The 11,582-nt window shown below is 71.2% G+C and carries 10 protein-coding genes; 2 read left to right on the plus strand and 8 right to left on the minus strand.

Features of this window, described 5'->3' with window-relative positions; all coding sequences use genetic code 11:
- Positions 1 to 144: 144 nt before the first annotated feature.
- The 7 genes from AB0B40_RS03765 to AB0B40_RS03795 are packed head-to-tail and all read right to left on the minus strand — an operon-like array spanning position 145 to position 8,367.
- Positions 145 to 1,596, minus strand: coding sequence for a cytosine permease (locus AB0B40_RS03765; RefSeq protein WP_345047684.1), 1,452 nt, complete (start codon positions 1,594 to 1,596; stop codon positions 145 to 147).
- Between the two features lie 32 nt (positions 1,597 to 1,628).
- Positions 1,629 to 2,651 (minus strand): BadF/BadG/BcrA/BcrD ATPase family protein, encoded by a 1,023-nt coding sequence (locus tag AB0B40_RS03770; RefSeq protein ID WP_345047686.1) that lies wholly within the window; start codon positions 2,649 to 2,651, stop codon positions 1,629 to 1,631.
- Complete coding sequence (locus tag AB0B40_RS03775) at positions 2,642 to 3,907, minus strand: 6-phospho-beta-glucosidase (protein ID WP_345047688.1); 1,266 nt, start codon at positions 3,905 to 3,907, stop codon at positions 2,642 to 2,644. Before AB0B40_RS03775 ends, AB0B40_RS03770 begins: the two co-directional genes overlap by 10 nt.
- A gap of 7 nt (positions 3,908 to 3,914) precedes the next feature.
- The gene (locus AB0B40_RS03780) at positions 3,915 to 4,808 is read right to left on the minus strand and encodes a carbohydrate ABC transporter permease (protein WP_362262614.1); all 894 of its coding nucleotides are present in this window, start codon (positions 4,806 to 4,808) and stop codon (positions 3,915 to 3,917) included.
- A gap of 2 nt (positions 4,809 to 4,810) precedes the next feature.
- Positions 4,811 to 5,752: a sugar ABC transporter permease gene (locus tag AB0B40_RS03785; RefSeq protein WP_345047690.1), complete on the minus strand. Its 942-nt coding sequence runs from the start codon at positions 5,750 to 5,752 to the stop codon at positions 4,811 to 4,813.
- Positions 5,752 to 7,095 (minus strand): ABC transporter substrate-binding protein, encoded by a 1,344-nt coding sequence (locus tag AB0B40_RS03790; protein ID WP_345047691.1) that lies wholly within the window; start codon positions 7,093 to 7,095, stop codon positions 5,752 to 5,754. The genes AB0B40_RS03785 and AB0B40_RS03790 overlap by 1 nt, the downstream gene beginning before the upstream one ends.
- A 60-nt stretch (positions 7,096 to 7,155) precedes the next feature.
- On the minus strand, positions 7,156 to 8,367 hold the full coding sequence (locus tag AB0B40_RS03795; RefSeq protein WP_362262618.1) for an ROK family transcriptional regulator: 1,212 nt from the start codon (positions 8,365 to 8,367) through the stop codon (positions 7,156 to 7,158).
- Between the two features lie 358 nt (positions 8,368 to 8,725).
- Between AB0B40_RS03795 and AB0B40_RS03800 the strand changes: the two genes are divergently transcribed.
- Positions 8,726 to 9,259, plus strand: coding sequence for a hypothetical protein (locus AB0B40_RS03800; RefSeq protein WP_345047694.1), 534 nt, complete (start codon positions 8,726 to 8,728; stop codon positions 9,257 to 9,259).
- A 160-nt stretch (positions 9,260 to 9,419) separates the two neighbouring features.
- On the opposite strand, the gene AB0B40_RS03805 is transcribed toward AB0B40_RS03800, so the two are convergent.
- On the minus strand, positions 9,420 to 10,532 hold the full coding sequence (locus tag AB0B40_RS03805; RefSeq protein ID WP_345047695.1) for a mechanosensitive ion channel family protein: 1,113 nt from the start codon (positions 10,530 to 10,532) through the stop codon (positions 9,420 to 9,422).
- 316 nt (positions 10,533 to 10,848) lie between these two features.
- Between AB0B40_RS03805 and AB0B40_RS03810 the strand changes: the two genes are divergently transcribed.
- Positions 10,849 to 11,385 (plus strand): HNH endonuclease, encoded by a 537-nt coding sequence (locus tag AB0B40_RS03810; RefSeq protein WP_345047696.1) that lies wholly within the window; start codon positions 10,849 to 10,851, stop codon positions 11,383 to 11,385.
- Positions 11,386 to 11,582 lie beyond the last annotated feature (197 nt).

An 11,582-nucleotide genomic window follows, 5' to 3' on the forward strand; every position in this document is an offset into this window, starting at 1 on the left:
TCATCCGTTCGCCGCCAAGTATCGCCGCCCGCACCGACAATCCGCACCGGCCTTCGCTGGATCTTGATCGGATCGCAGCGTGCGCTGCTCATGAATACGCCGGGCGCGTTTGTTCGGTTCCCCGGGGACGCCCGGTCCCGGCGCTCAGGGCTCCCGGTGCGCGTGGGCGGCCTCTTCCAGTTCCGCCGCCTCCGCCTCGGCCAGACGGGTCTCGGCCGCCACGTCGATCGACCGGGTCAGCCACCAGTACAGCAGCGCGGAGACCGGCAGCCCGACGAACAGGGAGATGTCGGCTCCGCCGAGCGCCTTGGCGGCCGGCCCGACGTACAGGGTCCCGACGGAGAAGAAGGGGATCATGACGGCGAAACCGACGAGGTACGCGATGATGCCGTGCCGGCCCCAGCGCCCGTAGATGCCGTGCGGGTTGAAGATCTCGGCGATGGCGTAGTGCCCGCGGCGCACCACGTAGTAGTCCATGAGGTTCACCGCGGTCCACGGGATGAACAGGTAGAGCACCAGCAGCAGGAAGTTCTGGAAGTTCTCCAGGAAGTGCGATGTCGCGGCCAGCGCGCCGACGAGGGAGAGCGCGGCGGTGAACGCGATGGTGACCAGCCGCACGGCGAGCGTCGGCCGGACCCGTCTGAAGGAGTCGATGGCGCTGATGAGGGTGAGCGACCCGCCGTACATGTTCAGCGCGGTCACCGACACCAGGCCCAGCGCCGAGAACAGCAGCACGATCGCGCCGAACCCGCTGAACACCTTGTCGCCCGCGGTGTTGATCGACGGGATCGTGTCGAAGCCCTTGCCGGCCCAGGCGGCCAGCAGCGTCCCGAGCACCATCAGCCAGATCCCGCCCAGGGCCGAACCGAAGTAGGTCCAGTAGAAGGTCTTGCGGACGGTCACGTCCGGCGGGAGGTAGCGGGAGTAGTCCGAGACGTAGATGGCCCAGCTGATCTGGTAGCCCGCGACCACACCGAACTGGGCGAGGAACGGCGTCCACTTGAAGGCGCCCAGGTCGAAGGAGCCCGCCGGGTAGTGCAGGGTGACCAGGACGCCCACGGTGAAGACCCCGAAGATCACCAGAAAGGCGTACGTCAGCAGCCGCTCGGCCTTGTGGATGACGTCGTAGCCGACCAGCGCGACGGCCAGCGCGACGACGGTGACCACCACCACCCACAGCCTGACGCCGCCGTGCAGGGTGGTGTGCAGGGCCTCGCCGGCGAGGCTGGTGTTGAAGACGTTGAACCCCGCGTACTGCACATAGGCGAAGAGCCACACCAGCAGGGCACCGACGTAGCCGAACTGCGGCCGCGACTGGATCATCTGCGGCAGGCCGAGCTGGGGGCCCTGGGCCGAGTGGAACGCCATGAAGAACGTGCCGATCACCACGCCGGAGACGATGGCCAGCAGCGACCAGACGAGGTTCCCGCCCTCGGTGATGCTGACCAGCCCCACCGCGAGGGTGGCGATCTGGGCGTTGGACATGAACCACAGCGGGCCCAGGTGCCAGAGCCTGCCGTGCCGCTCGTCCAGCGGGACGTAGTCGATGGACCGGACCTCGATGCCCGACACCCTTGGCTCGGCCGATGTGCTCATGGCGCCTCCCGAGGACGGGTCCGTCCCCCGGATCACATTGTTGCCCGGCTGCCCTCCGGTGACGACTCGGGCCGGCCCGTCTCCCAGTGCCCTCGCGCCCGCTCCCGGGCCTTCGGCCCCGCCCCGAGCCGGTCCAGGCCCAGCAGGGCCGCGCCCAGCACCGGGCTCGCCGTGACGACGCGCGGGGCGGCCTTGGGGGCGCGGCCGGCCAGGAGGTCGCGGACGGTGTCGTTCAGCTGGGTGTGGCCGGCCGTGAGGACCCCGCCGCCCAGCAGCACCGGGGTCTCCTCGCCGAGGAGGTCCAGGCGGGTCAGGGCGACCGTGGCCATCACGGTGATCTCCTCCGCGAGCCGGGTGACGAGCGCGCGGGCCACCGGGTCACCGTCCGCCGCCGTGGCGAAGAGGACCGGGGCCAGTTCGTGCCGGCGGCCGTGGTCGATCCGCTCCAGGTGCAGGGCCTCGATGAGCGCGTACATGGTCGGCAGGCCGAAGTACGCCGGGAGGGTGCGCACGAGGGCGGTCGGCTCGCCGCGCCCGTCCTCCGCGCGGGCCGCGTGCCACAGGGCCTCCTCGGCCAGGCCCCAGCCGCCGCCCCAGTCACCGGAGATCCGGCCGATGGCCGGGAACCGGGCGGTACGGCCGTCGGGGCGCATGCCCACGCAGTTGATGCCCGCCCCGCACACCACCGCCACTCCGCGCGGCTCCGAGACGCCCGCGCGCAGGATCGCGAAGGTGTCGTTGCGGACCTCCACCGACGTCCCCCACGCGCGCGCGTGCAGGGCCGTCGCCAGCCGCTCCTCCTCCACCGGGAGATCGGCGTTGGCCAGGCAGGCCGACACATGGGAGACGGACGGCACGCCCGCGTCCGCGAAGGCGCGCGCGACCGGTTCGGCCAGCGCGTCCAGCGCCGCCGGCACACCCACCGCGGGCGGCCGGAAGCCACCGCCGCGGGCCGTGGCCAGGACCTCGCCGGCGGCGGTGACCACGGCCACGTCGGTCTTGCTGTTGCCGGCGTCGATGGCGAGAACCGTCGGCGGTGCTGCGGTCAGGCCCACGCCAGGTGCTCCCGGTTGTGTGCGACGAGTCGGTCGGTGAGGGCGTCGGCGTACGCGTACTGGCCGATCAGGGGGTGCGAGAGCAGCGCGCGGAAGACGCGCTCCCGGCCGCCGCGCAGGGCCGCCTCCAGGGCCAGGTCCTCGTACGCCGTCACGTTCGCCATCAGCCCCGCGAAGAGGGGGTCCGGCTCGGGGACCGGCAGCGGGACCGGTCCCTGCGAGCCGACGGCCGCCTGGACCTCGATCACCGCGTCGTCCGGCAGGAAGGGCAGCGTGCCCCGGTTGAGCGTGTTCACGACCTGGTACGGGCTGCCGCCTCCGCCGAGCAGCGCCGCGGCCAGGTCGACGGCGGCCTCCGAGTAGTAGGCGCCGCCGCGCTTGGCGAGCAGGGCCGGCTTCTCGTCCAGGGCCGGGTCGCCGTACATCGCCAGCAGCTCCCGCTCCATGGCGGCCACTTCGGCGGCCCGGGACGGCTTGGTGCCCAGTTCGCGGACGACCTCGTCGTGGGCGTAGTAGTAGCGCAGGTAGTAGGAGGGGATCACCCCCAGGCGGTCCAGCAGGGGGCGGGGGAGGCGGAGGTCGGCTGCGATGGCCTCGCCGTGCTCGGCCAGGAGCTTGGGCAGGACGTTCTCGCCTTCCGGGCCGCCCAGACGCACATCGGTTTCCCAGGTGAGGTGGTTCAGGCCCACATGGCCCAGATGCACATCCGCCGGGGCCGTGCCGAGCAGGCCCGCGAACGTCCGCTGGAAGCCGATCGCCACGTTGCACAGGCCGACCGCCCGGTGCCCGGCCTGGAGCAGGGCGCGGGTGACGATACCGACCGGGTTGGTGAAGTCGATGATCCACGCGCGCGGGCTGGCACGGCGGACCCGGTCGGCGATGTCGAGGACGACCGGGACCGTGCGCAGCGCCTTGGCCAGGCCGCCCGCGCCGGTGGTCTCCTGGCCGATGCAGCCGCACTCCAGCGGCCAGGTCTCGTCCTGCTCGCGGGCCGCCTGCCCGCCGACGCGCAGCTGGAGCAGGACGGCGTCGGCGCCGTCGACACCCGCGTCGAGGTCGGCGGTGGTGACGATCCGGCCCGGGTGGCCCTGCTTGGCGAAGATCCGGCGGGCCAGGCCGCCGACCAGTTCCAGGCGTTCGGCCGCCGGGTCCACCAGGACCAGTTCCTCGACGGGCAGGGTGTCCCTGAGCCGGGCGAAGCCGTCGACGAGTTCGGGCGTGTAGGTCGAGCCTCCGCCGACCACGGTGAGTTTCATAGCCAGATCAACCCTTTACTCCGGTGAGGGTGACGCCTTCGACGAACGCCTTCTGGGCGAAGAAGAACACGAGGATCACGGGGGCCATGACCAGGACGGTCGCGGCCATGGTGAGGTTCCAGTCGGTGTGGTGGGCGCCCTTGAACGACTCCAGGCCGTAACTGAGGGTCCAGGCTCCGGGGTTCTCGGACGCGTAGATCTGCGGGCCGAAGTAGTCGTTCCAGGCGTAGAAGAACTGGAAGAGGGCCACGGCCGCGATGCCCGGCTTCGCCATCGGCACGACCACCCGCAGCAGCGTCCGCAGGTCGCCGCAGCCGTCCATCTTCGCCGCGTCGACGTACTCGTTCGGGATCGTCATCAGGAACTGGCGCAGCAGGAAGATGGAGAACGCGTCCCCGAACGCCATCGGGACGATCAGCGGCCACAGGGTGCCCGACAGGTCCAGCTGCTTCGCCCAGAACAGGTACATCGGGATGACGACCACCTGCGGGGGCAGCATCATCATCGAGATCACCAGCATGAGTGACAGATCGCGGCCCCGGAAGCGGAACTTGGCGAGCGCGTACGCCACCGGGACGGACGACACCACGGACAGCACGGTGCCGAGGCCGGCGTAGATCAGTGTGTTCTTCCACCAGGTCAGGAAGCCGGGTGTGGCGAAGACCTTCCGGTAGTTGCCCCACTCCCAGGTGTGCGGGATCAGGTCCCGGCTCAGGGCCTGGCTGTCGGTCATCAGGGAGGTCAGGAACACGAACACGAAGGGGAGCGTGAAGAACAGCGCGGCGGCGACGCCGAGCGAGTGGACCGCGATCCACTCCAGCAGTGCCCGGCGGCGGGCGGTGCGCTCCGCCCCCCGCACCGGCAGGGCCGGCCGCACGGGTCGGTCCAGTACTTGGGTCATGATCAGTCACCTGCCTGGATCAGGCCGCCCCGGCGCCGCATCAGCAGCGCGGTGAACGCCGTCGACAGGGCGAACAGCACCAGCGCCACCACGCAGGCCGAGCCGTAGTCGAAGCGCTGGAAGCCGAGGTTGTAGACGAGCTGGGGGAGGGTGAGCGTGGACTTGTCCGGGTAGCCGGGCTCGAACTGGGTGCCCGCGCCCTGGATGACTCCGGAGGCGACCTTCCCGGCGATCAGCGGCTGGGTGTAGTACTGCATGGCCTGGATCACGCCGGTGACGACCGCGAACATCACGATGGGGGAGATGTTCGGCAGGGTCACGAACCGGAACCGCTGCCACGCCGAGGCACCGTCCAGTTCCGCCGCCTCGTACTGCTCCTTCGGCACGTCGAGCAGGGCGGCCATGAAGATGACCATCAGGTCCCCGATGCCCCACAGGGCCAGCAGGGTCAGGGCCGGCTTGGACCAGGCGGGGTCGTTGAACCAGCCGGGGGCGGGTACGCCGGTCTTTTCCAGGATCGAATTGACCGGTCCCGTCCCGGGGTTGAGCAGGAACGCGAAGGCCATGGTCGCCGCGACCGGCGGGGCCAGGTACGGCAGGTAGAACAGGGTCCGGAAGACGCCGGCGGCTGTCCTGATCCTGGTGATGAGCAGGCCGACGCCGAGCCCGAAGACCACCCGGAGGCTCACCGTGACCAGGACCAGCCACAGCGTGTTGCGCAGCGCGGGCCAGAACAGCGGGTAGTGCCGGAAGACGTAGGCCCAGTTCTTCCCGCCGCTCCACGTCGGCGGCCTGAAGCCGTCGTAGTGCATGAAGGAGAAGTAGACCGTGGAGATCAGCGGGTAGGCGAAGAAGACCGCGAAGCCGATGAGCCACGGCGACATGAAGGCGAGCGTGCGCAGAGCCGAGCGCCGGCGTTTCGACGCGAGGGTGACGGTGCTCATCACCGGGCCTGCGCGATGTCCGTGTCGATCTGCGCGGCCGTCTTCTTCAGTCCGGCCCTGAGGTCGGTGGCCTTGCCGCTCTCGTAGTCGTAGCCGAACTGCTGGATCGTCACCAGGTACACACCGCCGTTGACGGAGGCGGGCGTGGTGGTGGAGTGCGGGTTGGCGGCGATGTCGAGGAAGGTCTTGAAGCGCGGGTCGTACTTGAGTCTGGGCGACTTCAGCGCGGCGAACGTGGAGGGCACGTTGTGGATGCCGTTGGCGAAGCCGACCACCGCGTCCGTGTCGGTCGTCATGTACTTCACCAGTTCCCAGGCCGCGTTCTGCTTGTGGCTGGTGGCGGCGATGCCCGCGATGGTGCCGGTGATGTAGCCCTTGCCGTACTGGTCGGCCTGGTCGTCCGGGACGGGCAGCGGGGCCACCCCGATCTCGAACTTCGGCTTGGCCTCCTCGGCCATCCCCAGCCGCCACTCGCCGTCGAGCTGCATGGCGACCTGGCCGGTGTGGAAGGGGTGCCGGGGGCCCCACTCGTCGCCGAGCGTGGCCCGGAACCTCTCCAGCTTCCGGAATCCGCCGAGTTCGTCGACGAGCTTCTTCTGGAGGGTGAAGCCCTTCTCGAACGCGGGGTCCTTGGCGAGGTTGGACTTGCCGTCCTTGTCGAAGTAGGTGGGCGAGAACTGCCCGAAGTAGTGCTCGGTCGTGGACTCCCAGCCGTGGTAGTCGGGCATGAAGCCGAGCTGCCGGTAGCCGTCGCCCCGGGGGACGGTCAGCTTCCTGGCGTCCGCCTCGAACTCGGACCAGGTCCTGGGCGGGTGCGTGATACCGGCTTCGGCGAAGGCCGTCTTGTTGTAGTAGAGGCCGTACGCGTCGCCCAGCAGCGGCACCGCGCAGCGGTTCCCGTCGAACTGGGTGTACTCGTTCATCGGCTTCGGGAACGTCGTCCCCGGGTCGATGCCGGACTTCTCGAAGAAGGGGTTCAGGTCCACCAGCGCGCCCGAGGAGCAGAACCTGCCCACGTTGTTGGTGGTGAAGGACGAGATCACGTCCGGGGCCTTGTCGCCGCCGGTCCGCAGCGCCTGGTTGACCTTGTCGTCGGTCATGTTGCCGACGACGTTCACGTGGATGTTGGGGTGTGCCCGCTCGAAGCCGGCGACCAGCGACGTGACCGCCTTCACCTCGTTCGGCGCGCTCCAGGCGTGCCAGAAGTTGATCGTCGTGTCCTTCGACGGGTCGTCCGAGGCGGCGGAGCCGGACTGACCGGTACAGGCGGTGGTGAGCAGGGCCAGCGACGCGGTCAGGGCAAAAGCCGTCTTTCGGGCGATCGGCGGTATGACTTCGGGCATGGCGAGGTCTCCCTGGGGCGGGTGGACGGAAGAGGAGGTGCTACCGGGGTACGGCGGGGCTCAGCGTGAGGTGTCGAAGACCTCGTCGCGGGTGGCGGCGAGCGCGGACTCCAGTGCGCCGCGCAGCACGGGGTGTTCGCGGACCTCACCGACGACCAGGCGGGGGCGGGCCGCGGCCAGCTCCTCCAGCTCGGCCTGGACGAGGGCGCGCAGCACCTCGCCGCCGGCCGTGAGGGCGGAGCCGCTGAGGACGACGAGTTCGGGGTCGAGGACGGAGACGAGCGAGGCGAGACCGGTGGCCAGCCGGGTGGCGTAGGCCTGGAGCAGCTCCCGGTGGGGGCCGTCGGCGCGGTCGGCGGCGCGGGCCACGAGTACGGCGGCGGCATCGGTGTACGGCCCCGGGGGCACGTCCGCGACACCGAGTTCCCGGGCCAGCTTCGGCAGGGCCTGGGCGCCGGCGAGCTCCTGGTAGCCGCCGCTGTTGGCGCGGGTGACCTGCCGCACCAGCGGGGTGCCCGGCACCGGCAGGAAGCCGACCTCGCCGGCCCCCCCGGTCCAGCCGCGGTGCAGCCGGCCGCCGAGGACCAGGGCGGCACCGAGGCCCTCCTCGTTCCACAGCAGGACGAAGTCGGCGTGGCCGCGGGCCGCGCCGAGCCGCTGTTCGGCTATGGCGACGAGGTTCACGTCGTTCTCGTACTCCACCGGCATCGGCAGCGCCGCCGCGAGTTCGTCGAGCAGTGTCGGGGAGTGCCAGCCGGGCAGGTGGGAGGCGTAGCGCAGCCGTCCGGTGTTGGGGTCGAAGGCGCCGGGGGTGCCGATGACCAGCCGGTGCACGTCGGACCGGGCGAGCCCGGCGGCCTTGACGGCGCCGTCGAGGGCGTCGGTGACCTGCCGGACGACCGGCTGCGCCGGGCGTCGGCCGGGGGTGGCCAGCTCGTGCTCGCCGACCGTGCGGCCGGTGATGTCGGCGACCGCGGCACGGATGCGGTCCGGGGTGACGTCGAGCCCGGCGGCGTACGCGGCACCGGGATCGACCGCGTACAGCTGGGCGTTGGGGCCCGGCCGGCCCTCGCTGGTGCCGGTGACGCGGACCAGTCCGGCCGCCTCCAGTCGGGCCAGCAGCTGCGAGGCGGTGGGCTTGGACAGGCCGGTGAGCTTGCCGATCCGGGTGCGGGACAGCGGCCCGTGCTCCAGCAGCAGCTCCAGGGCGGCGCGGTCGTTCATGGCGCGCAGGACGCGCGGGGTGCCCGGCGTACCGGCGGTTCCTGCCATGTCGACACCTGCCTTTCCAGCCGCCCAGCTTTTCAGTGAGCCCGGTATGACGTCCAGTCTTGATCACCGGCCGCCGAAGATCACTGTTAGGAAAGTTTCCTATTCTGGTGGGAGGAACGTAAGCCGAGGACGAAGGGGGCGTCAATAGACAACGCCCCCGCGGCAACAGAGTCGTTACCTCGGGACGGGGCCTCGCGTACGGGCGCTCAGCCGACGGTTCCCGGTCATCGGCGCGTCACGGACACGTCATGCCGGTGGTTTTCGCTGGTCGCGGCGGTTCGCCTGCGCGGCCCGCCGCCCCGTGACCGCCTCTCCGGGCGGACGATGGACCCCGCCGGTGACGAGCGGACGGTGGAGGATGCCCCGAAGAAGACTGCTGTGGGCGCTGTGGTCGGCCACGATGTCCGGCCTGCTGCCCCTGCTCGTGCTCGTGCTCGTACTGGACGCGCTGAACCTCGGACCGTCCAGGTCGCTCGCCGTCGACATCGTCTGCATCCCGGTCAGCTGGGCCCTCTTCGCCCTGCTCATGGCCCTGTACGCGCACCGCGCCCTGGTCCGCCGGGCCCGCGGCACCGGCATCCCGGTCACCGTGGACGCCCTCGCGGCCACGCAGGAGCGCACCTTCCCGGCGGGGGCGGCGGAGCGGCTGCGGGCCGGACTCGCCGGCTGCGGCCGGGCGTCCGGCATGACGGGGGAGGACCCGCTGACATTCCGCTGGCGGCCGTTCCGCGGCGCGCTCGCCGTCACGGGTTCCCTGGCCGTGGACGAGGCGTCCGGCGGGGCCCGGGTCCGGCTGTGCGCGGACGAGAGGCTGACGTACCGGCTGGGCCTGCGCGGGGCGAGCGCGTTCGTGGCCCTGTGCCAGCTGGCGCGGCTGGGGCAGGCGCGCTGAGGCGGCGGCCGCGAGGCGTACCGGCCGGGGTGCCGCTCAGTCGGTGACACGGGACCCGAGTTCCGCCCTTACGCGGCAGCCGGAATCTGGGGCACCCGGCGCGTCCCCGCGCCGGAATGCCCCACCCTGTTCACTCGAACGTGTGTGCCGAACCGTTCCGCTACTTCGCCGGCGGCGCCGGCCGCTGCGGAGCGATCGGTGCCGTCGCCGCCGCCTGCGGCGAGTCCGCGTTGGAGTACACCGAGGGGGCAGCCACCGTGGCCGTCGGGTCGGGGGCGTCCTCGACGTCCTCCAGTGCCGTGGCGCCGCCCACGATGCGGATGCTCGCCGCGTCGAACGCCCGCTTGATCCGCCAGCGCAGCTCCCGCTCCACCGTGACCGACTTGCCGGGCATGGTCCTGGCCGACACCCGCACCACCATGGAGTCGATCAGCACCGAGTCCAGGCCGAGCACCTCGACGGGGCTCCACAGCAGCTCGTTCCAGGGCTCTTCCTTGCTCATCTTCTCGGCGACCTCGTCCAGCGTGGCCTTGACCCTGTCCAGGTCCTCGCTCGCCTTCACGGTCACGTCGACCCCGGCCGTCGCCCAGCCCTGGGACAGGTTGCCGATCCGCTTGACCTCGCCGTTGCGGACGTACCAGATCTCACCGTTGTCGCCGCGCAGCTTGGTCACCCGCAGCCCGACCTCGATCACCTCGCCGGCGGCCACACCGGCGTCGATCACGTCACCGACCCCGTACTGGTCCTCCAGGATCATGAACACGCCGGAGAGGAAGTCCGTGACCAGGTTCCGCGCGCCGAAACCGATCGCCACGCCCGCGACACCGGCCGACGCCAGCAATGGCGCCAGGTTGATCTTGAAGGTGCCCAGCACCATCAGCGCGGCCGTGCCGAGGATGAGGAAACTGGCCACCGAGCGCAGCACCGAGCCGATCGCCGCCGATCGCTGCCGGCGCCGTTCGGCGTTGACCAGAAGGCCGCCCAGCGCACCGCCGTCCGAGGCCTGCGGGGCGCGGCCCATCCGGTCTATCAGCTTGGTGATCGCCCGCCGCACCACCGCGCGGAGCGCCACCGCCACGACCACGATCAGCAGGATCTGCAGACCCATCGCGAGCCACGTCGACCAGTTCCGCTCGACCCAGCTCGCCGCGTTCGTCGCGCTCTCCTGGGCGTCCTGGAGCGACGGCACGGCCGGGGCGGTCGACCCCGACGGGGACGGCGAGGGGGACGGCGACGCACCGGCGGCCAGGAGGACGGCGGGCAGGGACGACACGGCAGGTACCTCCAAGGTGTCGCGCGGTCCGCACCGGCGGGCGGTCAAGGTCACGAAAAGGTCACCGGACGGACAGGTCCACCACACTAACGGGGCATCGCGTGTGCCCCGCCCCGATCCGGGCAACGGGCGCGCAGGAGAGACGCGGCTCACGCGGGCTTGAACAGGCCGTCCTGCGGGGGATGAATCAGGTGTGGTCGAAAACACTCCCAGCCCGTTACCGGGACATGGTGGCGCTTCCACCAGGCATGAGGGGAGACTGACTGCAGATCGTCCCGGCGCGAGCCACGCGCCGCCGACGCCCAAGGAGGCACCCGTGCCGCATGTCCTGGTCCTCAACGCGTCGTACGAGCCGCTCGGCGTCGTACCGCTCCGCCGCGCGCTCGTCCTCGTCCTGGAGAACAAGGCCGTCTCCCTCGAGGAATCCGGCGCCTATCTGCACAGCGCGACCGTCACAGTCCCCGCACCCAGCGTGGTCCGGCTCAAGCGATTCGTCCGGGTTCCCTATCGGGGACCCGTTCCTCTGACCCGCCGGGCGCTCTTCGCCCGGGACGGGGGCCGGTGCATGTACTGCGGTGGCGTCGCAACCAGCGTCGACCACGTCATCCCGCGCAGCCGCGGGGGACAGCACCGCTGGGACAACGTGGTGGCCTCCTGCCGCCGCTGCAACCACGTCAAGGCCGACCGCCACCTCGTCGAGCTGGGCTGGCGGCTGCGGCACAAACCGGCTCCGCCCTCGGGTCTGGCCTGGCGCATCATCGGCACCGGGCACCGCGATCCGCGCTGGCTGCCGTACTTGCAGCCGTTCGGCGCGGACGACGTCATGGCTCGGATCGACGGCATCTCCGCCTGATCGGTCCGGGCCGGTTGTGTAACGGGGCGCCTCCGGTCGTGCGCCGGGCGCGGGTGCCTCGTGCCGGGCGCGGGTGCCTCGTGCCGGTCGCGGCGGAGCAGCCGCACGCCCCCTTCGCCGGTCACCGGCGCGTAGCAGCGGTGACCACACGGGTGCGATCACCGGTGCCGGAGCAGGATCACCCCGGCACCGGTTCT

The sequence above is a fragment of the Streptomyces sp. NPDC042638 genome, assembly GCF_040647235.1.
GTDB lineage: Bacteria > Actinomycetota > Actinomycetes > Streptomycetales > Streptomycetaceae > Streptomyces > Streptomyces rameus.

Bases quoted from the DNA above. Each gene is read 5' to 3' on its own strand.
- AB0B40_RS03785 (WP_345047690.1), bottom strand. From the start codon at position 5,752: ATGAGCACCGTCACCCTCGCGTCGAAACGCCGGCGCTCGGCTCTGCGC.
- AB0B40_RS03765 (WP_345047684.1), bottom strand. From the start codon at position 1,596: ATGAGCACATCGGCCGAGCCAAGGGTGTCGGGCATCGAGGTCCGGTCC.
- AB0B40_RS03775 (WP_345047688.1), bottom strand. From the start codon at position 3,907: ATGAAACTCACCGTGGTCGGCGGAGGCTCGACCTACACGCCCGAACTC.
- AB0B40_RS03795 (WP_362262618.1), bottom strand. From the start codon at position 8,367: ATGGCAGGAACCGCCGGTACGCCGGGCACCCCGCGCGTCCTGCGCGCC.
- AB0B40_RS03790 (WP_345047691.1), bottom strand. From the start codon at position 7,095: ATGCCCGAAGTCATACCGCCGATCGCCCGAAAGACGGCTTTTGCCCTG.
- AB0B40_RS03800 (WP_345047694.1), top strand. From the start codon at position 8,726: ATGCCCCGAAGAAGACTGCTGTGGGCGCTGTGGTCGGCCACGATGTCC.
- AB0B40_RS03780 (WP_362262614.1), bottom strand. From the start codon at position 4,808: ATGACCCAAGTACTGGACCGACCCGTGCGGCCGGCCCTGCCGGTGCGG.